The following is a 19,320-nucleotide window of genomic DNA, read 5'->3' as shown; positions in this document are numbered from 1 at the left end:
GCCCGGTCACTGAGAAGTAATCGGGCCTTTTGCTATAAAATCAAATGCTATTCGTAACTCAAACCATATTGCTTCAAAACATCCGCAGGAACACCTTCCCACACATTTGGCGTGTTACCCATATAACCCAGGTCAGCAATGCCAATCTTGGATGTATAGTAACCGGATGCAGTTAAATTACGCATAAGATTGAAGAAGGCAACACCCTGGCTGTGCATTGGTTTCGCCTTTTCAGGATAGGCAATGTCGTCCACAATCTGCAATTGCTGGGCTTTGGTCAATAATGTAAAGCCTTTCTTGAATCTTTTATTGGATTCCAATTCCAGCCATTTCAGCCCACCACGCAAAGGAACCTGGTTTTGAGGCATATCCTTAGCAATGAATTCGATAAAATCCGGTACGCCCGCTTGTGACGCGCTGCCCGATTTATCATCAGCCGGAATGATAATGTCTACCAGCACTTTGATGGTTGCCAGTTCTGCCACTGTAAGGAATTTTTCCTTCATTAATTTGGCGTCCCTGATCGCTTCTTCCTTTGTGCGTCCACCCGGAATTTTAAGCGGGGTTTCCGGGGGCGTTTGGATATCAAGTTCTCTTTGTTCAGCGAGGGCAACCTGCGGGCTTAATGCGGTTATCCCTAAGGAACTGAGCGTTAATGCTTTTAATGTATCTCGACGTTTCATAGTTATGATTTGAAACTGTGTTCCAATGTTAGATATTTTTCTGTTTAACCTGCTCCGTGATATACTCCGAAGCTCTCATAGAAAGCGCCAGAATGGTCCAGGTTGGGTTCTTATCCGCTTGGGATACAAAAGAACCACCATCTACCACAAACACGTTTTTCGCGTCGTGCGCTTGTGAGAACTTGTTCAACGCAGAAGTTTTGGGATCATTACCCATACGCACCGTTCCTACTTCGTGAATGATACGACCCGGAGCTGCAATGCCGTAATTGGTGTCTGCGCCAGGTTTGGTTCCACTCGCAACGCCACCCAATGCATGAATGATCTCTTCGAAAGTGTCATGCATGTGTTTTGCTTGTTTGATCTCATAATCCGTCCATTTGTAGTGGAAACGAAGAACAGGAATACCAAACTTATCAACCACATTCGGGTCAATTTCGCAGTAGTTATCAAAATTGGGAACCGCTTCGCCACGACCGGCCATGCCGACGTAAGCTCCGTAGAAACGACGGTAATCTTCTTTCAATGACGAACCATATCCACCCGCTGGCTTGGTGACACCTGCCGCTGTCGGGTATTTTCCGTTCATATTTTCAATTCCGGCACCGAATCCGTAGCTAGGCATGCCCATTCCGCCGCCGTATTCAATGTGGTAACCTCTTGGGAAATCCAGTTTTTTGTTGTCCAGCCACCAAGGCGTGTACACGTGCATTCCGCCTACACCATCCTCATTATAACGCTTTCTGTCCATCAAATGCGGAAGGAATGCGCCGCGTGAAGCACCCGTTGAATCGTGCAGATATCTTCCTACTACGCCGCTTGAATTGGCTAGTCCGTTCGGGTGTCTGTCTGATTTTGAGTTTAATAGCAGCCTCGCAGATTCACCTGCACTTGCAGCAAGAACAACAACTTTTGCCTTAATGGTATGCTCGGTAAGCTTTTGGCTGTCAACGTAAGAAACGCCTGTTGCAAGCCCTGTAACCGGATCGGTAAGCACTTCGCGTGCCATAGCATTGTTGATCAATGTAACATTACCCGTTTTTACAGCAGGGATACAAAGCACAGATGACGAAGAAAAATCCGCATATGCCTGGCAGGCGCGGGAGCACTGGCTGCAATAGAAGCAAACCCCACGCTGATCGTTAATCGGTTTGGTTAAGATCGAAAGCCTGGACGGAATAACCGGAATGTTAGCCTTCTTACCAGCCTGCTTAATGAAAAGCTCGTGCAAACGTGGCTTTGGAGGAGGAAGGAAGATGCCATCCGGCTCATTGTCCATGTTCTCAACCGTTCCGAAAACCCCGATCAGCTTATCAACTTTATCATAGTAAGGCTTCACGTCGTCGTAACCGATCGGCCAGTCGTCGCCAAGTCCGTCTATGCTTTTTCTTTTGAAATCTTTTGGTCCGAAACGCAGCGAAATACGGCCCCAGTGATTGGTACGGCCGCCCAGCATCCGCGATCTGAACCAGTCGAATTGTGTTCCGTTCTTTCTTGTGTAAGGTTCCCCTTCCAGTTCCCAGCCTCCCCAGGCAGCATCGAAATCCCCGAACGGACGGTGGTTGGAAGCACCGCGGCGTGGCGACTCGTATGGCCATTTGAGCTGCGTAATATATTTAGGATCAGCAGGATCGAAATATCCACCTGCCTCCAACAGCGCCACTTTGGCTCCCTGTTGGGCAAGTTGAAGTGCTGCCATTCCACCTCCCGCTCCTGAGCCAATGATACAGACGTCAAAAACAGCAGGTTGTTCTTTGATTTGAAACATAGTAAAAAGGGTAGTTTAGAAATGCTATTTAATCAATAAATATAAACACGGATTATATACCAGTAGTCTGCAATCTCAATTTTAAAGGTTATTTAAAAACAATCTAAATGAGTCGCCCCAACATTTGCTCTTAACAATCATCGCTGTACTTTTGCATTTTGAAAAACAGCATCCACTTTGGCGATTACCGGAAACGATATTGAAGTTGCAAAAGAATTCCTCATGAAAGGGGAATTGGTGGCTATTCCTACCGAAACTGTTTATGGATTGGCTGGTAATGCATTGAACGACAGTGCGGTGCTGTCTATTTTCGAGGTAAAAAACCGGCCAGCCTTTGATCCGCTGATCATTCACACGGATTCACTAGAAAAAGTGCAGCAATACGTTTCCGATTTTCCGGAAAAAGCATTGCAGCTCGCGGTGCGTTTCTGGCCCGGCCCGCTGACTTTACTGCTTCCCAAAAAACAGATCATTCCTGATCTGGTAACGTCCGGACTGGATAATGTTGCCGTGCGCGTTCCTAATCATCCTTTGCTGCTTGAACTTTTGAAGGAACTACCATTTCCACTTGCTGCGCCCAGTGCTAACCCGTTCGGTTACATTAGCCCTACGAATGCTGGCCATGTAAATGCGCAATTGGGAGAAAAGATAGCCTATATATTGGATGGAGGTGAAAGCGAAGTGGGCATTGAATCGACCATTGTGGGTTTTGAAAATGACGAACCGGTGGTGTACAGGTTGGGCGGTTTAGCCGTGGAGGATATTGAGGAGATCGTTGGAAAAGTAAAGCTTATGCCACATTCTTCATCGAACCCCAAAGCGCCGGGAATGTTGAAAAGCCACTACGCGCCCAGGAAACCGCTTTATTTGTATGAGAGAGGAATATTTCCGGCAGGAGATGATGAGCTGACAGGTTATCTGGTTTTTGACAAATATCTGGAAGGCATTGATCTCAAATATCAGCGTATTTTAAGTAAAAGCGGTGATATGAAGGAAGCTGCGCATAACTTGTTCGCTTTTCTGAGAGAGTTGGATACATTGTCTGTGGAGCAGATCCGGGCAGAACGTGTCCCATCAGAAGGCTTAGGCCTTGCGATCAACGACCGTCTGCAACGCGCCGCTGCTAAGTAGCAACCGCGCCGAAGCGAAGTAGTAAGTCGCAAAGCGACGCAATATTGGTAGAATGAACAATGTCAATGCAAATTGCCAATCCCGGAGGGATGCGACGGCAAGCATTATGCATGTCGTTACATGCCTGCCGGCATTACATTGTGTTCGAAATTGTTTTTTGCTACCGATATGTCATGCCTCTGGCATTTTTTTGCATTTTGTGATGCTTCATTTTGCTAGGAAAGTCGCAGAGCGACGCAATATTGGTAGAATGAACAATGTCAATGCAAATTGCCAATCCCGGAGGGATGCGACAGCTAGCATTATGCATGTCGTTATATGCCTGCCGGCATTACATTGTATTCGAAATTGTTTTTTGCTACCGATTTGTCATGGCTCCGCCATTTGATGCTTTTAGCATTTTTATTTGAAAAAGTGCTGGTGGAAATTCATTAGGAAAACTTCGTCGGTTGCCCTTGTAATGGCCGTGTAGAGCCAGCGGATAAATTCTATATTGATTTGTTCCTCGGGCAAATAGCCCTGATCAATAAACACGGAACTCCATTGGCCGCCCTGGGCCTTGTGGCAGGTTAATGCATATGCGAATTTTACTTGCAATGCATTTAGAAAAGGATCTTTCCGCAATGCTTCCATTCTTTCTTTCTTGGAAGCGATATCAAAATAGTCCTTCTGGACGCTTTCGTACAGCTTCTTGTTATCCTCGGCTGATAGGGAAGGGGAGGCGGAATGTAATGTGTCGAGGAAGATTTTGGCGTCGAATTCCGGTTGTTTTTCGTAATCCGTCAGGCGTAATGTTACGTCTGCGAAGCGGAAACCGTGCATTTCCTGCGTTTTTCGGATCTTTAATAATTCAACAAAATCTCCGTTGGCGATGAAGCCTGCGGGTGAATCCTCGTCGAGAATGTTGTAATTGTTGCGGACCACCATCAGCCGGTCACCGGCATCGAGTTCTTCTTCGGAGAAGTTAATTGTGCGCCGGATGTATTCATTGTATTGAACAGCGGATTTGTTGGAACGCGTCAGGATGATGGAATTTTCCTGGCCGTATTTGTCGTAAGCGTAGCGAAGCCCTTCTTCCAATTTTTCACCGGTCATCTTGAACACATCTCGGTAGGAGCGTGTGGTGATCTGAATTTCGGGTTTTTCTGCGACCAGCTGGTTCCTTAATGAAGTTGCATTGAACAATATTCCGGATTCCTCATCCTGCCGCATTACTTCCCTTAATTCTTCCTGAAACACAGACATATAGAATGTCTTTTCCAGATAATCGCCGTCCAGGGCGGGGCTCAGTTCCTTACCAACGGGCGGGAGCTGCGCCACGTCGCCAACCAGCATGAGCTTGTTTCCGGGGTTTTCGAAAACAAATTCGATCAAATCGGCGAGCAAACTTTTGTTGCCGAAATCGGCATCATCGGTGATCATGGAAGCTTCATCGACGATGAAGAGCGTATTATCATGGTAATTTTTCTGGCGCTGGAATGTCAGGTTGCCCGAAAAAGAGTCGGCGGTTTGCTTGTATATTTTCTTATGGATCGTTAATGCGATCTTTTCGGAATAGCCTGACATTACTTTTGCAGCACGGCCGGTCGGGGCGAGCAAAATGGATTTGTAGCCGAAATTCTTCAACACTTTGATTAATGTGCTGATAATGGTGGTCTTTCCTGTTCCTGCATAACCTTTCAGCAAAAAGCAGTCGCGGTAACGTTCCAGGCCTTTTTCTTCGACGAGGAAATCATTGGTCTGCTCGAAAAAACGGAGCTGGCCTTCGGTGGGTTTGAAAGGAAAACGCTTGCGTAAAAGTTGGGAAGGTAAAATCTTATCTGTTTCCATAATGCCGAAGCTAAGGCAAGGATTACTAAAATCAAAGTGTGCCTCAGTTACAAAAATATACTTAGAATTTATTGTATTTTAAAGGCGTAATTGCATATATTAGATTTCCAAAGTTTATCAATTACACTCCAAAACCTCAATCATCTATGCTAGTACAACATGTAATGGGCAACAAGCCTGTCAATGCGCTTTGGTCGGTAACGCAGGACAATACGGTGTTTGAAGCTCTGGAACTCATGGCCGCTAAGAACATCGGTGCAGTTTTGGTTCTTGAAGATAATGAATTGATCGGGATCTTTTCCGAAAGGGATTATGCCAGAAAAGTTATTCTGCAGGGAAAGAGTTCGCGGGACACGCGCATCCGGGAAGTTATGACGAGTAAGGTTATCACGGTTGAAACGGACCAGAAAATTGAGGAATGTATGCAGATCATGTCTGACAAACATATCCGACATCTGCCTGTTAATCAGGATGGAAAGCTCGTCGGGATCATCTCCATCAATGACATTGTTTCCGCTATTATCTACGAACAAAAGGAGCACATCAATACGCTCGAAAGCTACATCTCGGGAAGTCCTTATTCCTGATCCTTATATTATATCTTGTCAATTATCCCAGGTTGGTTATCTTTGCCGCTCCAAAAAAGTGAGCGCTGGTGCAGACTTTGAATGATGAAGTAAAGAATTTATACGGCGGGAATGTGCGTGTTCGTGTAAGCGGCATATACATTGTCCGGGATCGGATTCTTTTGGTAAATCATTCATTGTATGGCAAAGAGCAGTCTTTTTGGAGCCCGCCGGGCGGAGGGATTCTTTTCGGGGAAACTGCGGAAGCGGCCTTGAAACGGGAGATCAGAGAAGAAACCGGTCTGAATGCCGAAATAGGGGATTTGCTGTTTGTCAACGAGCATGTACGGCCTCCACTTCACGCTATTGAGCTTTTTTTTGAGATAAAAGCAGTGCAAGGCAAGATGGATAAAGGCGCTGATCCGGAAATTTCAGCGGCAAACCAGATCATTGAGGAAGTCAAATTTTTACGGCTCGATGAAATCAAATCTTTTCCCTCAGATGCATCTCACAGCATTTTCAGCAGAGTGCGATCATTGGAAGAGTTGCTCAGGTTGGACAAGTTTTTACCCCAACCTGAAACATTAATATAGATTTAAACTTTACCCCTTTATTGTGGCAAATTCTGAAAACCAGGTCATTGAAATTATTCCTACGCTGCTTGTAGGCGATAACTCATTCGACGCGTCCAGTATTCCATTGTGCACATTGTGCATTGAGGTGGATGAAAGACGCATCCGGTTTTGCATTGTCCGCGATGAAAACATGGAGTGTATCTGGCTAGAAGATTACAGCTTTGAAACCGTTTTAAACCCTACGGAGATCTTTGAAAGGCTCAAAAAGGTTTTTACCGGACATTTGCTCTGGTCATCGCATAGCTGGAAATATGTCAGGATTTCAATTAATTCACACGCATTCAGCTTAATTCCCAATCTGATTTTTGAGCAAGATGCTGCGTCCGATTATCTCGCATTTGCATTGGGTAACCCGGTTCCTAAGGATGAAAAAGTGCTCTATCACGATCTTCCGCTTATCCGCGCACACAATGTTTTCAGCGTTCCGCAGATCTGGTACGACTGGATGATCAACCATTTTGGGTCGTCGCAGATCACATTCTACCATTTGACCAGCCCGCTGATCATTGGCGCGCTGGTAAGCCATCTGGAACATCAGCAGCTGAGGATGGTTTCCGTTTATTTTGATAAAGATTATTTCACGCTGGTCATTACCGAAAGCCAGCAACTGATACTTTGCAACCGGTTCCGCTTTTCCAAAACGCAGGAACTGGCCTACATCATTCTGTTCACACTAAGCCAGCTTAATTTCCTTCCCGAGGAGATGAAAGTGCTTTGCTACGGTGAAATCGCATCTTCTTCCGACGCTTACACCGAGCTTTCAAGATTTTTCCCCAATTTGCAGATCGGCAACGGGCCCACAACGCTGAAATACAACAGACAATGTGCGGACGTTCCGGGACATCGTTATTTTGGCCTTTTCAATACCTACCTCGTATCATCTTAATTGTAAATACTGCTCTTATGAAGCGTATAGCACTATTTCCGGGATCGTTTGATCCATTCACAAAAGGGCACGAAGACATTGTTTTACGCGGATTACGGCTTTTTGATGAAGTGGTCATTGGCATTGGGAACAACGCAACCAAGAAGCGCTATTTCCCGCTCGATGTGATGAAGGAAATGATCGAAAAGACTTTTTCGGATCAAACGAATGTGAAGGTTGTTACTTATGATGACCTTACTGCGCATACAGCGCGTGAACTGGGAGCCACATTTCTGCTGAGGGGTTTGCGTAACACGACCGATTTCGAGTACGAAAATGGCATCTCGCAGGTCAACCGATATCTTTACGAAGAAATTGAAACGGTATTTCTGATCACTTCACCCATGCTGGCCCCGATCAGTTCGAGCATTATCCGCGATTTGCACCGCTATGGTCAGCGTGTGGATGATTTTCTCCCTTATTCCCTTTCTGAACTAAATAAACTCAACCATTGAGGCTGAGTTTATTAAAAGTATAGTCTTGCGATATTATTGTTCTTTAATGTCGTGGGTTTTATTCAAGCTTTCAATTACGTAACGAATTGAGCTGTAAGAATTTATAAGAATAGATTTGGCTTCGCTCTGCGTATACCAGCCAAGTTTTTCAATCTGCTCTTCCGCCTGCGGCTGCATGTTGGCGTCATCAATGCAGTCAAAAAGATACCATTTCGTCCGCTTTAAAATCCGGTTGTTATTGAGGCTGTAAGTGTGCCATGTGGTGCAGATTTTGTCCTTAACTGATGCTCTTACGCCCGTTTCTTCTTCAATCTCTCTGATAGCAGCCGTTCTGGAATTTTCACCTTTGTCCAGCTTGCCTTTGGGCAGGTCCCACTTTTTGCGGCGGAACATGAAAAGCCACTTTCCTTCCTTCACCACAACACCTCCTGCGGCCTTGATAACTTTGTAACTGCCTTTAATTTTCTCTTCTACTTCCGACCTTTCCCGCGTCGCCATCGTGACTGATAACATGTCTGCCGGGACGGCTTTGTCCAGGAGTTCAATGAGCTGCATGGCAGAGGCGGCAGTGGTGTTCAGGAAGAGCACGTGGCCGGTTAGCATCTTTTTTTGCAACTTATCAAGTCTCAGGTCTACAATGTGATCGAAGGCGGAAGTTTCCGTCGCAGAAAGCTGATTGTTCCGTACAATTCGCAAAGGACGGTCGTCAAAAAAAATGATCATTTTTCAAATGGTACGTGAATCGATGCCAAAATTAAGTAAAGAGTTTAGTTTAGACAGTGATTATTATTGATAAATTTGTGCTTGTATCAAATATACAGTTCTTGGAACTCCTGATAATTCTACTGCTTGTGCTGCTCAATGGTGTCTTTTCCATGTCTGAGATTGCACTCGTCTCATCCCGCAAATCACGTCTCGAAGCCGCTGCAAAAAATGGAGATTCCAGTGCGAAAGCAGCCCTTCATCTCGCCAATTCACCCACTCGTTTTCTGTCCACCGTGCAAATCGGCATCACGCTTATCGGTCTTTTGACTGGTATGTACAGCGGTGACAACATTACGAGTGATTTTGAAAAATACATTGCTACTATCCCGTTTCTGATGCCATATGCCCATTCTCTGGCTGTTGGATCAGTGCTGGTATTTATAACATATTTATCATTAGTCCTTGGTGAGCTGGTTCCTAAAAGAATAGGAATGGCTAATCCCGAATCCATTTCGAAGTTCATGGCCATGCCTATGAACCTGCTTTCGAAGGCCACGGCGCCCTTTATCGCATTGTTAGGCTTTTCCAGTGACTTCATTATCAAGATTTTAAATATCAAACAAAGTGAAAATTCGGTCACAGAAGAGGAAATTAAAAGTTTGATACAGGAAGGGACTTCGGGCGGTGTCTTTGAAGAAATTGAACAGGAGATCGTTCACAATGTGTTCCAGTTGGGAGACAGGAAAGTGACGTCACTCATGACCAATCGCCAGGAGATCGTTTGGCTGGACCTGGAAGATTCTGTTGAGGAAAATAAAGCCAAGATTTTCGATGCAAGACATTCGATTTATCCAGTTTGCCGCGGCGCTGTGGATGATGTGGTGGGTTTGGTTTATGTGAAAGACCTCATTGCAACGGATATAGAAGCGCAGCTTGCCAATATGAATGCGGTTGTAAAAGACCCGGTTTATCTGCCCGAAAGCAACCGTGCATATCAGGCCCTGGCCAAATTCAAAGAGCAGCGCGTCTATTTCGGTATCATTGTGGATGAGTATGGCGGCATTCTGGGCGTGTTAACCATGCACGACATCATGGATGCGCTCGTTGGTGATATTTCCGAGGACATTGAAGAAGCATCCGAAGTGGTCCGGAGGGAAGACGGCAGCTTTCTCATCGATGCGCAATTGCCATTCGATGATTTTATCCAGTATTTCAATCTCAACATTCAGGAAGCTGAGCGCCGGGAGTTTGTTGGATTTAACACATTGGGCGGTTTTGTGCTGCACATTCTTGAAAATATTCCTACCACCGGCGAGAAGTTCAAATGGAAGCACTTCGAGTTTGAAGTGATTGATATGGACCGGAGCCGGATCGATAAATTATTAGTAATCAATCATAGTACAAACGAAGAATCCGAAGACTAGCAATGCTAAACCAACAGGATATTACCAAAAGAATCGCTGAATTGCTGCTTGAAGCCAAAGCAATAAAACTAAGTCCCGACAAGCCATTCCAATGGAGTTCGGGCTGGCTGTCTCCCATTTACTGCGATAACCGTGTGGCGTTATCTTATCCTGACACGCGGACTTTTATCAAAAAGACCTTAGCGGCATTGATCAAAAAGGAATATCCTGATGTGCAGGCAGTTGTAGGTGTGGCAACGGGCGGCATTGCCCAGGGAGCATTGGTAGCAGACTTGCTGGAATTGCCTTTTGCATATGTTCGTCCTGAGCCTAAGAAGCACGGCATGGGCAATCAGATCGAGGGCAGACTGGAAAAAGGTCAGTCGGTGATTATCATTGAAGACCTGATCTCAACCGGCGGAAGCTCTTTGAAAGTGGTTGACGTGCTGCGGGAAGCGGAGATTGAAGTGGCTGGAATGGTCGCGATTTTTACCTATGGCTTCGCGGTTGCAGAAAATAATTTCAAAGAGAAAAATGTAAAGCTCAGCACAGTGAGCAATTACAATGCATTGATAGAAACCGCATTGGAACACAATTACATTGACAGCTCTCAACTGGAAAGTCTGAGCGCATGGCGCGTAGCTCCTGAGACCTGGGGCAGAAATTAGCAATAGCAAATGCTATCGGCTGCCGGCTTTTACATTTAATGGCCGGCGGCCGATACGTTACAGTTAGCTTCTGTGATTTTCCAGCTTTTCATAAAGTCCTCCGAACGCCTCTTCCTTCACGCCTTCGGATTTAAGAAATTCATGCGGGAAACCCAGCTCGATTTTACTTACCTCGTTAAGGCGCGCGATCATTTCATCCGGCAACTTGAACGACAGGCAGCCAAGCGAATCCACAAGTTGTTTTTCCTTTGAAGCACCAATGATCGGGATCATTACCTGATCGCGGTGACGCGCCCAGTTGATCGCCACCTGCACCGGCGTTACGCCCAATTCACTGGCCACATCCACCACAGTTTGTGCTATAATGCTACTATGCTCGTTTCTGCGGATGCTATGGTCCGGAACGCGACCGGCTTCACCGCGTAAATATTTTCCGGTAAGTGCGCCCCCACCTATTGTGCCCCAGGGGGTTACAGCAAGTCCAAGCGCTTTTGCCATAGGAAGCAAGTCGCGTTCCGGTGTGCGCTGAATAAGGGAATATTCAAACTGAATGGCCGCAAATGCATTCCAGCCGCGAAAATCTGCAATCGTATTTGCCTGTGAAACCACCCAGGCAGGTGTATCCGAAATGCCGACATAATGGACCAAACCTCGTGTGACCAGGTCGTCCAGGCCGCGCATTACTTCCTCAACAGGGGTTGTATTGTCCCAAAGATGAACCCATAGCAGGTCAATGTATTCCGTATTCAGGCGCTTCAAGCTTGCTCTTACCGAGCGCATCATGTTTTTGCGGTGGTTACCGGCAAAATTAAGGTCGTCGTTCCGGTCTTTCAGCGTGAATTTGGTCGCTAAGACCCAATGATCACGGTCATTTTCAATGAATTCACCTACATATTTTTCAGAAGAGCCTTCTGTATAGCGGTTGGCTGTATCGATAAAATTGCCCCCTGCGCCTGCGAAACTTTCGAATATCTTATAGCTTTCATGCTTATCCGCTCCCCATCCCCATTCAGTTCCGAAGGTCATGGTGCCCAGGCAAACTTCCGAAACACGTAAACCTGACCGGCCCAATAATTGATATTGCATAGTACTGTAATTAAGTTTTAAATGAAAGAAATAACATCGGATGCTTGCCGAACTTTGTTAAATCTTTGTGTCGCAAAGTTAGATCCTTACCGGCCAAATGTATTTATATTGTAGCAAATTTTGAATCTTTTTTACCTTAATCAATGATAGATGTTGCTTATCCCTACTTCGATACAAATCTAAGCTGGCTGTCTAATAATTACCGATTATTACTGGAAGCCAACGATGAGACTGTACCGGTGAGGGAACGTTTACGTTTTCTTGGCATTTACGCATATCAAACCAAAGAATTCTTCCGTGCACGTGTTCCCAGCTTACTGGCCATGGGGGAGGTGAGCAACGATATCCGTACCAAACTCAATCTTTTCCCTGAGTCATTGCTGGAACACGTTTACGAAACGGTTGAAAACCAGCTGCGCGAGTTCAACGACATATTACTTACAGGAATTCTTCCGGCGCTGCATGAGCAGGGCGTACATTTATATTATCGGGAAACATTTGCCAATGAGCATCTGAATTTTCTGAGGAAATTTTTTGTCGACAAGCTTTTCAGGCATTTGCAGCCCGTTTTTCTGGACAGTCGGAGAAGTTCAAAAATGCCTTTTTTCGAATCTAAACAATTGTATCTGGTTGTCAGGCTGCAGCATAGGGATGATACGGAGGAGGATTGGTATGCGATTGTAAATATTCCGTCCGAGCTTTTTGGCCGCTTCGCGGAGTTGCCGGAACTGGATGGGAAAAAGCAGGTTGCTTTCCTGGAAGACGTTATCAGGGAACATCTGCCCTTGCTTTTTCCGGGTTACGATGTTTTAGAAAGCTATGCGTTACGGGTCGAGAAAGATACCGAACTGTCGATAGAAGACGAGTATCCGATGCAGCTTGCGCAGCGCATTTTGAAACAGCTGGAAAAACGCAATTTTGTCCAGCCCGCGCAATATTTCTATGAATCGGGTATGCCGCTGTATATGCGTGAATATCTGGTCAGCAAGGCTGCCATCCCGATGAACGAGTTTCACGAGCGGGGACATTACATTTATATGCAGGACCTGATGACCTTCCCGCAACTTTCACGGCGATTGGATTATCCTGTTCAGCGCCCAATCCAGAATCCGGATTTCGACGATGTTACCTCTGTTTTTGAATCCATACAAAAGGCAGATCAACTGCTGCATTTGCCTTACCATTCTTACGAGCCTATCGTGCGGTTTTTTAACGAAGCTGCCGTCGACCCGCATGTGCGCGAGATCCACGTTTCGCTTTACAAGATCAGTCCTAACTCTTTTATACTGAACTCGTTGATCAGTGCAGCACGCAATGGCAAGCGGGTAACAACTTATGTAGAGCTTAATACGAAGCTCGACATTCAGGAAAATTTGCATTGGTCCAAAAAAATGCGGGATGCGGGCGTAAAGATCATTCTGAGCGTCCCCGGATTGAAAGTACATGCCAAAATTGCTTTGGTCAAACGCAAAGTCCACAAAGGCTGGGAACGGTACGCATTTTTTGGAACGGGCGGTTTTTACAGGCTTACCAGCCGGGAAATCGTTGATCACGCATTGTTAACGAGCCACCGGGAACTGACCAATGAGCTGGAATTGCTTTTTGGATATTTGTCTACGCAGGACGAGCCGAAGAAATATAAATATCTGCCATTTAATAATCTGTTTGTAACACAATTTACACTCCAAAAAAGGCTTTTGGATCTGATAGACCGCGAAATTGCCAATTGTAATGCCGGGCTGAAATCCTTTGTGACCATTAAAATTAATCAGCTGCAGGATCATATGCTGATCGATAAAATTTATCAGGCCGGGCAGGCCGGCGTTCCGGTGCATGTGATCGTCAGTGAAAGTTGCGGGCTCATTTCCGGGCTGCCGTCGATCAGTGATAACATTGTAGTAAGCCGTCACGTAGACCGCTATGTGGAGAACACGCGGATATTTCATTTTGCCAATCGCGGCAATGATGAAATGTATTTGTCGTCCTGCGACTGGACGCACCGCAACCTGCACCGCCGCATTGATGTATGCTTCCCGATCCTGGATGAAGCGCTGAAAAATCAGATGCGTCTTGTGCTCAGGAACTATGTAAGCGACAACCAGAAGTCTGTCAGGCTGGACCTTTATCAGAATAATTTAAGAATCACCGACGACTCGCGCGGGAAGGTTCGCGCGCAGGAATCGAATTATCGTCTGGTCGAAAAAATTGAGAAAACAGGACCCCCGAAAAGGGCTGAATAAAACATTTTCAGGCGTTTAAAAAAATTTTTTTACGCATAAATTTAATAATCCGCTGTTAGATTTAATCTGGGGTGTTTGCAGGAAAAAATAGTTTAAAGGACAAAATGTTTTGAATAAACGGGTCAAAATCCTCTTGAGCGGTAAGGACTATATGTTTATATTTGAATGCATATCATTCTGACTCCATCTTAAATCAGCATTATAGTATGGGAATAGTAGAGCGAAGAGAACGCCTCAGAATACAGGTACGTTCGGATATCGTCAAAACAGCAAAGGAAATAGCCCGTGAGGACGGGTGGACAGCGGTCTCTATCCGCAAAATTGCTGAAGTGATCGAATACAGCCCTCCAATTCTCTATGAATATTTTGAGAGCAAGGATAAATTGCTCGAAGCGATCCGCATGGAAGGGTTCGATATCTTGCAGGCTGAGTTTTCAAAAATCAAGACCCATTTCAGCAATCCCCAGAAGCAGTTGGCAGAAGTAGCGCAGCGGATCTGGGTGTTTGCGATCGAAAATCCAGAGGTTTTTCAGGTAATGTTCAATCTGGAAGGCGCTTATTGCGATTCCAAGAATGTGTACGGAAAGGCCATGAGCATTAAGGGCAATCCGGTTTGGGAAATGATTGCAAGCCTGCGTCCGAGATCTGGTGAGATGGTTACCAAAACCTATTATGAGTGGTGGTGCCTTACCTACGGTTTTATAAGCATTACCATGACCACACAGCCCAGATATGCGTTTCCGCAAGCTGAGCCCGTGTATATGGAAGGTGTCCGCAGGTTTATAAGAAGTATTATGTAATAGACGGTGTCTGCTGGCGTATCTCTATTTTGCTCTGGTGATAAACCTGCGAAAATGGAGGTACGCTCCGCACCAGCCAGGCATTCCCGCCAATGATCGAATCGTGGCCTATCACGGTTTCTCCTCCCAAAATCGTTGCATTGGCATATACCACCACATTGTCTTCAATGGTTGGATGACGTTTGCTGGAAGCAAGTGACTTCGATACAAATGTCGCCCCTAATGTCACTCCCTGATACAATTTGACATTGTTACCAATGTGCGTCGTTTCGCCGATGACAACGCCCGTTCCGTGATCTATAAAAAACGAATGTCCGATTGTTGCGTTCGGGTGAATGTCGATTCCTGTTTGGCTGTGCGCGAATTCAGTTAACATCCTGGGTAGAAGCGGAATGCCGGCAAGCGCAAACAAGTTGGCAAAGCGATAAGTAGCAATAGCCATAAAGCCCGGATAAACCGAAATGACCTCTTCAATGCTTACCGAAGCAGGATCATTATCCGTGATTGATTTGGCATCCAGCAACAATTTCTCGTAAATCCCGGGAATCTGCCCAAAAACGTCATCCAGAATTTCCTCCTTGCTTTTTTCCAGTTCGGGAAGCAGCGGTTCCAGCATGCAGTTCAGACTGTTGCGTAAATCAGCATATTTCATCGCAATGTCCTTGGTAGGGCAGCTCGTGCAGTCCTTACTGATCGGAAAGAGAAAATTAATCAGGTCCTGAATAAACTTACCAGCATCGTGTCTCGAAGGTAATTGATAGCGATACTGCTCATTTTGCTCTGCCAGGCGCTGGAAGAACTCGTTTTGTTGGTTGGTTGTCATCAACAGTAGGAATTTGGCTTAGATAACCCGGATTTCTGGCATCAATTTTATATTGAACACATAATCAGCAGGAAAAATTTTGTCCAGGCTGTTTCTTTGAGAAACACGTCCTGAATTTCACTCTTTTTCTATTTATAATCGTATATTGAAATATCCTGTGAAGTTATAAATTACAGTAAGATTCCTGAATGTATGCCAAGTTTTAAATTTTTGCGATCTGTAATTGTTGTTTTTCTAATATCCATTTCGCTCAGTTCCTGCTTTTCCCGGTACACTATATCAGCCAAACAGGTTCGGAAACATTATGCAGCGAAAAAAGTAAAACCTGAGGAACGCATTATTAAAAATGATACGCTTGCCCTTTGCATTGCAAGTGTGGGTGCGGATACATTGCCAATGTTGCTGCTGATCCATGGTGCCCCCGGCTCGTTATGGGGTTATATGAATTTGATGGACGATGAAGACCTGCAAAAGCGCTTTCACATTGTGTCCGTTGACCGTGTGGGTTATGGGAAATCCCGCCTTAAAATGAAGAAGAAGCACCGCTATGTGACTTCCATTGCCACACAAGCCAATGCACTTTTACCCGTTTTTGAGTTAAATAAAAGCAAAGAAAAAGTAACCGTCCTGGGCAGATCTTACGGTGCACCGATCGCTGCCAAGCTCGTTTCACTGCAACCGGATCAAGTGAAAGAGCTGATCATGGTTTCGCCCGTTATAGATCCTGAAAAAGAGAAGTTTTATTGGTTTTCGAAATGGGGCAGGAATTCTTTTATCCAGTTATTCTTGCCGGGAGAGTTCAATACGGCTACGGCTGAGAAATACAGCCACTCCGATGAGCTCCGGAAACTATTGCCCGTTTGGCATAACCTGGACCTTCCTACAACCGTAATCCAGGGTGGAAATGACTGGATAGCCGATCCGGCCAACATTGATTTTGCCAAGAAACACATTAAGAGCAAGCGCGCTCAATACATTTTCCTGCACAAAGCCGGACATATGATCACCTACACCCATTTGTCGATGATCAAAGAAATGCTTTTGAAAAGCCAGTTTGTTGAGGACAGGATCACTTCGCTCGATATGTCTGCGGCGTCAGGGCAGGCGGCTAATTAAGAAGTTTTTACATTGTATTGAAAGAAAATGGCTGATCATGTGATCAGCCATTTTTCTGAATTATAATTAACCTATGATAAATACGGAGACCAATTGCATATACAAGTGTCGTATTTACATAAGACGAAATTTCTCTTTTACACCATTACAATGCTCTTACCGCAACACTTTCTGCGACACCGCATCATTTTCGTTTGCTGCTTTTATGATGTAAATCCCTTTGGCAAGATTACGCATATCAAACTCCTCCTGAACTGAAATTACCGGGCCGCCGCTTTTGATTTCCTTGATAACCCTTCCGCGAATATCTATAAGCTGTAATGTTACAACAGAACGTTTTTTGCTATATGCTTTCACAGTAATTGATGTCTCAGTAGGAACCGGATAGGCTTCAATGGCCATGGAAACTTCTGCCGATTTTACATTTGGCGTAGACGTGATCAAGCCACCATTTGCAGCCGATTCGTAGGGTGGTATCTCGACGGTCGGGCCGGGCTTGTCAATTACGGTAATGAGACCTTCGCGGTAAGTCTCAGAAATAGCAACTCCGTCACGCCATTCACTTACTACCATTGCAAATATGTAGTTGCCCAACACTTCCGGAGCCTGCCAAACCAACTGATTAACCGATGGAACGACTTTGAATGTGCCTGTGCTGCTTACTTCATTGGGGTACATATAAGTATGTTCCAGCATACGCACGCCGCACTCGCCCGGCGAAGGTTTGCTCAGTTTGGGAAGCTTTACAGTAATGCTATCGGCATCAGCAACGGTTGGTTTGAGATCAATTTTGAATAACTGCTTTACACCCGCTTCGAAGGCCAGATAGGGAAGGACAGGCGTGGAATTGGAAACCTGTGTATTGATAACAGTCCAGAAAAATGCTCGTGTATCGCCTGAATTCGGCAGGTTCAATATTCCGGGTGAACGATTCTCCATTGAAACAGAAATCTGGAATGTCCCGGAAGAAGGATAGGTGTGCGTTCCGTCATAGTCAGACACCAGCACATCACCAGGAAGCGCTTCCGTTTTCGATCTTTGAAATTCTTTGGTAGAACCATCACCAAAACATACCAAAACATTTGTTTGAGCAGTTGCAGCAGCTTCACCAACGTTCCTGTCAAAGTACAAACGCACTTTAATGTTATAATTTTGGCCGGAAATATGTGAAGCCATGATCTCACCGCCCCGGATATGGGTCGCAAAACAAAGCGGAGAAGCCAGTAAGATCAGAAGAAAAACCTTGTAAACTGATTTCATAGAGTAAGGAAGCTGAATGTTACGTTACTTAATCCAAACGACAAAAGCAGCCCGTTTTGTATTACGGGAATGAGAAACAAGTGTATAAAAACGCGTTTTTGTAACCATAGCAAAACCGCCTGCTCAAAAGACCCGAAATCAGTCCTTATAAATCAGGATCTCACTTTTTCCGTCGCTTTTGATATAACCGCGGTACATGCCTTCGCTATTAAAAGGCATCGCAACATTACCGTTCCTGTCCACCGCAATAATGCCGCCTTCGCCGCCACGTTCTACCAGTTTTTTCATCACCACTTGATTCGCAGCGTCCTGCAAAGTCATGCCTTTGTATTCCATCAGTGCCGAGATGTCGTAGGCAACCACGGAGCGGATGAAATATTCGCCGTGTCCCGTGGCCGAAACCGCGCATGTGGCATTATTTGCATAAGTTCCTGCGCCAATGATCGGTGCGTCGCCGATGCGCCCGTATCGTTTGTTGGTCATTCCGCCCGTGGACGTTCCAGCCGCTAAATTCCCGAATTTGTCCAGTGCAACACAGCCCACAGTCCCAAATTTTTTGCCTTCTGTAAATATCAGCTCGTCTTGTTCAACGAAACCTGTCTTCGGCGCTTTTTTTACTTCCTGCTTTTCTTTGGCGTCATGGTCCAGCTCTGTTTTTTCCTGCTCTTTGGCGCGTTGCAATGCTTTAAACCTGGACTCGGTATAGAAATAGGAAGGATCAACAATTGCCTGTCCCTGCGCTTTCGCAAATGTTTCCGCGCCTTTGCCTGCCATCATGACGTGCGGAGACTTCTCCATGACGGCAATGGCCGTGCTGATCGGGTTCCTGATCGTGGTGACGCCTGCTATGGCGCCGGCTTTCAGTGTTTTTCCTTCCATAATGGATGCGTCCAGCTCATTTTTGCCCTCGTTGGTAAAAACAGCACCTTTACCAGCGTTGAAAAGCGGTGAATCTTCCATAACCCTGATTGTAGCTTCCACCGCCTGAACACTCGTTCCGCCACTTTTCAATACGCCATAACCCTTTTGCAATGCCGTATTAAGGACTTCTTTATAGGCTTTTTCCTGCTCCGGCGACATGCTGGCGCGCGTAATGGTGCCTGCGCCCCCATGCAGGGCAAGTGTGATTTTATCGGAGTAGTCCTGTGCGAAGGCAGAAAAGCTGATCAGCAGGAGAATGGCCAGGTAACAGCGTTTTTTCATGGGTTGGAATTTGAGTGAGTTAT

General features: G+C 45.6%; 18 protein-coding genes. 10 read left to right on the top strand and 8 right to left on the bottom strand.

The window, feature by feature from the left end; all coding sequences use genetic code 11:
• Positions 1-47: 47 nt before the first annotated feature.
• The gene (locus NFI80_RS10065) at positions 48-683 is read right to left on the bottom strand and encodes a gluconate 2-dehydrogenase subunit 3 family protein (protein ID WP_233796114.1); all 636 of its coding nucleotides are present in this window, start codon (positions 681-683) and stop codon (positions 48-50) included.
• A 28-nt stretch (positions 684-711) separates the two neighbouring features.
• On the bottom strand, positions 712-2,451 hold the full coding sequence (locus tag NFI80_RS10060; protein WP_026630293.1) for a GMC family oxidoreductase: 1,740 nt from the start codon (positions 2,449-2,451) through the stop codon (positions 712-714).
• A 177-nt stretch (positions 2,452-2,628) separates the two neighbouring features.
• On the opposite strand from NFI80_RS10060, the gene NFI80_RS10055 reads away from it, so the two are divergent.
• On the top strand, positions 2,629-3,582 hold the full coding sequence (locus tag NFI80_RS10055; protein WP_235163143.1) for an L-threonylcarbamoyladenylate synthase: 954 nt from the start codon (positions 2,629-2,631) through the stop codon (positions 3,580-3,582).
• A 402-nt stretch (positions 3,583-3,984) separates the two neighbouring features.
• On the opposite strand, the gene NFI80_RS10050 is transcribed toward NFI80_RS10055, so the two are convergent.
• Positions 3,985-5,412, bottom strand: a complete 1,428-nt coding sequence (locus tag NFI80_RS10050; protein ID WP_235163144.1) for an ATP-dependent DNA helicase — start codon at positions 5,410-5,412, stop codon at positions 3,985-3,987.
• 146 nt (positions 5,413-5,558) lie between these two features.
• On the opposite strand from NFI80_RS10050, the gene NFI80_RS10045 reads away from it, so the two are divergent.
• The 4 genes from NFI80_RS10045 to coaD all read left to right on the top strand — a co-directional run bounded on the left by NFI80_RS10045 (position 5,559) and on the right by coaD (position 7,993).
• Positions 5,559-5,999, top strand: coding sequence for a CBS domain-containing protein (locus tag NFI80_RS10045; RefSeq protein ID WP_026630290.1), 441 nt, complete (start codon positions 5,559-5,561; stop codon positions 5,997-5,999).
• 68 nt (positions 6,000-6,067) lie between these two features.
• Positions 6,068-6,571, top strand: a complete 504-nt coding sequence (locus NFI80_RS10040) for an NUDIX domain-containing protein (protein ID WP_235163145.1) — start codon at positions 6,068-6,070, stop codon at positions 6,569-6,571.
• Between the two features lie 22 nt (positions 6,572-6,593).
• Positions 6,594-7,499, top strand: a complete 906-nt coding sequence (locus NFI80_RS10035; protein ID WP_235163146.1) for a DUF3822 family protein — start codon at positions 6,594-6,596, stop codon at positions 7,497-7,499.
• 17 nt (positions 7,500-7,516) lie between these two features.
• On the top strand, positions 7,517-7,993 hold the full coding sequence (coaD, locus tag NFI80_RS10030; protein WP_233796119.1) for a pantetheine-phosphate adenylyltransferase: 477 nt from the start codon (positions 7,517-7,519) through the stop codon (positions 7,991-7,993).
• Between the two features lie 33 nt (positions 7,994-8,026).
• On the opposite strand, the gene NFI80_RS10025 is transcribed toward coaD, so the two are convergent.
• On the bottom strand, positions 8,027-8,716 hold the full coding sequence (locus tag NFI80_RS10025) for an NUDIX hydrolase (RefSeq protein ID WP_235163147.1): 690 nt from the start codon (positions 8,714-8,716) through the stop codon (positions 8,027-8,029).
• A gap of 101 nt (positions 8,717-8,817) precedes the next feature.
• Here NFI80_RS10025 and NFI80_RS10020 point away from each other — a divergent pair, with 101 nt between their 5' ends.
• Complete coding sequence (locus NFI80_RS10020; RefSeq protein WP_255703353.1) at positions 8,818-10,122, top strand: hemolysin family protein; 1,305 nt, start codon at positions 8,818-8,820, stop codon at positions 10,120-10,122.
• A 2-nt stretch (positions 10,123-10,124) separates the two neighbouring features.
• Entirely contained in the window at positions 10,125-10,769 is a 645-nt protein-coding gene (gene pyrE / locus NFI80_RS10015) for an orotate phosphoribosyltransferase (RefSeq protein ID WP_235163148.1), read from the top strand.
• A gap of 63 nt (positions 10,770-10,832) precedes the next feature.
• On the opposite strand, the gene NFI80_RS10010 is transcribed toward pyrE, so the two are convergent.
• Entirely contained in the window at positions 10,833-11,855 is a 1,023-nt protein-coding gene (locus NFI80_RS10010; protein WP_235161340.1) for an aldo/keto reductase, read from the bottom strand.
• A 143-nt stretch (positions 11,856-11,998) separates the two neighbouring features.
• Here NFI80_RS10010 and ppk1 point away from each other — a divergent pair, with 143 nt between their 5' ends.
• Both ppk1 and NFI80_RS10000 read left to right on the top strand, forming a co-directional pair.
• A complete protein-coding gene (gene ppk1, locus NFI80_RS10005; RefSeq protein WP_235161339.1) occupies positions 11,999-14,095 on the top strand; it encodes a polyphosphate kinase 1 in 2,097 nt (698 codons plus the stop codon).
• 206 nt (positions 14,096-14,301) lie between these two features.
• Positions 14,302-14,895 (top strand): TetR/AcrR family transcriptional regulator, encoded by a 594-nt coding sequence (locus NFI80_RS10000; protein WP_026630281.1) that lies wholly within the window; start codon positions 14,302-14,304, stop codon positions 14,893-14,895.
• Here the strand turns inward: NFI80_RS10000 and epsC are convergent.
• On the bottom strand, positions 14,888-15,718 hold the full coding sequence (epsC, locus tag NFI80_RS09995) for a serine O-acetyltransferase EpsC (RefSeq protein ID WP_051350139.1): 831 nt from the start codon (positions 15,716-15,718) through the stop codon (positions 14,888-14,890). The two genes, NFI80_RS10000 and epsC, sit on opposite strands and share 8 nt — an antisense overlap.
• A gap of 210 nt (positions 15,719-15,928) precedes the next feature.
• On the opposite strand from epsC, the gene NFI80_RS09990 reads away from it, so the two are divergent.
• Entirely contained in the window at positions 15,929-16,834 is a 906-nt protein-coding gene (locus NFI80_RS09990; RefSeq protein ID WP_235163149.1) for an alpha/beta fold hydrolase, read from the top strand.
• A gap of 156 nt (positions 16,835-16,990) precedes the next feature.
• Here NFI80_RS09990 and NFI80_RS09985 read toward each other — a convergent pair whose 3' ends face one another.
• Entirely contained in the window at positions 16,991-18,094 is a 1,104-nt protein-coding gene (locus NFI80_RS09985) for a T9SS type A sorting domain-containing protein (RefSeq protein WP_235161336.1), read from the bottom strand.
• Positions 18,095-18,232: 138 nt separating this feature from the next.
• Positions 18,233-19,297 (bottom strand): isoaspartyl peptidase/L-asparaginase family protein, encoded by a 1,065-nt coding sequence (locus NFI80_RS09980; protein WP_235161335.1) that lies wholly within the window; start codon positions 19,295-19,297, stop codon positions 18,233-18,235.
• Positions 19,298-19,320: the final 23 nt, after the last annotated feature.

This window comes from Dyadobacter chenhuakuii, from assembly GCF_023821985.2.
GTDB classification, from domain to species: domain Bacteria; phylum Bacteroidota; class Bacteroidia; order Cytophagales; family Spirosomataceae; genus Dyadobacter; species Dyadobacter chenhuakuii.
Note: the sequence above shows the minus strand (reverse complement) of the source record. Positions and strands in the feature narration are given on the sequence as shown.

What these genes read in the sequence shown, in the direction of transcription:
- coaD (WP_233796119.1), top strand. Translation starts at nt 7,517, where the DNA reads ATGAAGCGTATAGCACTATTTCCGGGATCGTTTGATCCATTCACAAAA.
- NFI80_RS09980 (WP_235161335.1), bottom strand. Translation starts at nt 19,297, where the DNA reads ATGAAAAAACGCTGTTACCTGGCCATTCTCCTGCTGATCAGCTTTTCT.
- NFI80_RS09985 (WP_235161336.1), bottom strand. Translation starts at nt 18,094, where the DNA reads ATGAAATCAGTTTACAAGGTTTTTCTTCTGATCTTACTGGCTTCTCCG.
- NFI80_RS10065 (WP_233796114.1), bottom strand. Translation starts at nt 683, where the DNA reads ATGAAACGTCGAGATACATTAAAAGCATTAACGCTCAGTTCCTTAGGG.
- NFI80_RS10050 (WP_235163144.1), bottom strand. Translation starts at nt 5,412, where the DNA reads ATGGAAACAGATAAGATTTTACCTTCCCAACTTTTACGCAAGCGTTTT.
- pyrE (WP_235163148.1), top strand. Translation starts at nt 10,125, where the DNA reads ATGCTAAACCAACAGGATATTACCAAAAGAATCGCTGAATTGCTGCTT.
- NFI80_RS10000 (WP_026630281.1), top strand. Translation starts at nt 14,302, where the DNA reads ATGGGAATAGTAGAGCGAAGAGAACGCCTCAGAATACAGGTACGTTCG.
- NFI80_RS10060 (WP_026630293.1), bottom strand. Translation starts at nt 2,451, where the DNA reads ATGTTTCAAATCAAAGAACAACCTGCTGTTTTTGACGTCTGTATCATT.
- NFI80_RS10010 (WP_235161340.1), bottom strand. Translation starts at nt 11,855, where the DNA reads ATGCAATATCAATTATTGGGCCGGTCAGGTTTACGTGTTTCGGAAGTT.
- ppk1 (WP_235161339.1), top strand. Translation starts at nt 11,999, where the DNA reads ATGATAGATGTTGCTTATCCCTACTTCGATACAAATCTAAGCTGGCTG.
- NFI80_RS10025 (WP_235163147.1), bottom strand. Translation starts at nt 8,716, where the DNA reads ATGATCATTTTTTTTGACGACCGTCCTTTGCGAATTGTACGGAACAAT.
- NFI80_RS10045 (WP_026630290.1), top strand. Translation starts at nt 5,559, where the DNA reads ATGCTAGTACAACATGTAATGGGCAACAAGCCTGTCAATGCGCTTTGG.
- epsC (WP_051350139.1), bottom strand. Translation starts at nt 15,718, where the DNA reads ATGACAACCAACCAACAAAACGAGTTCTTCCAGCGCCTGGCAGAGCAA.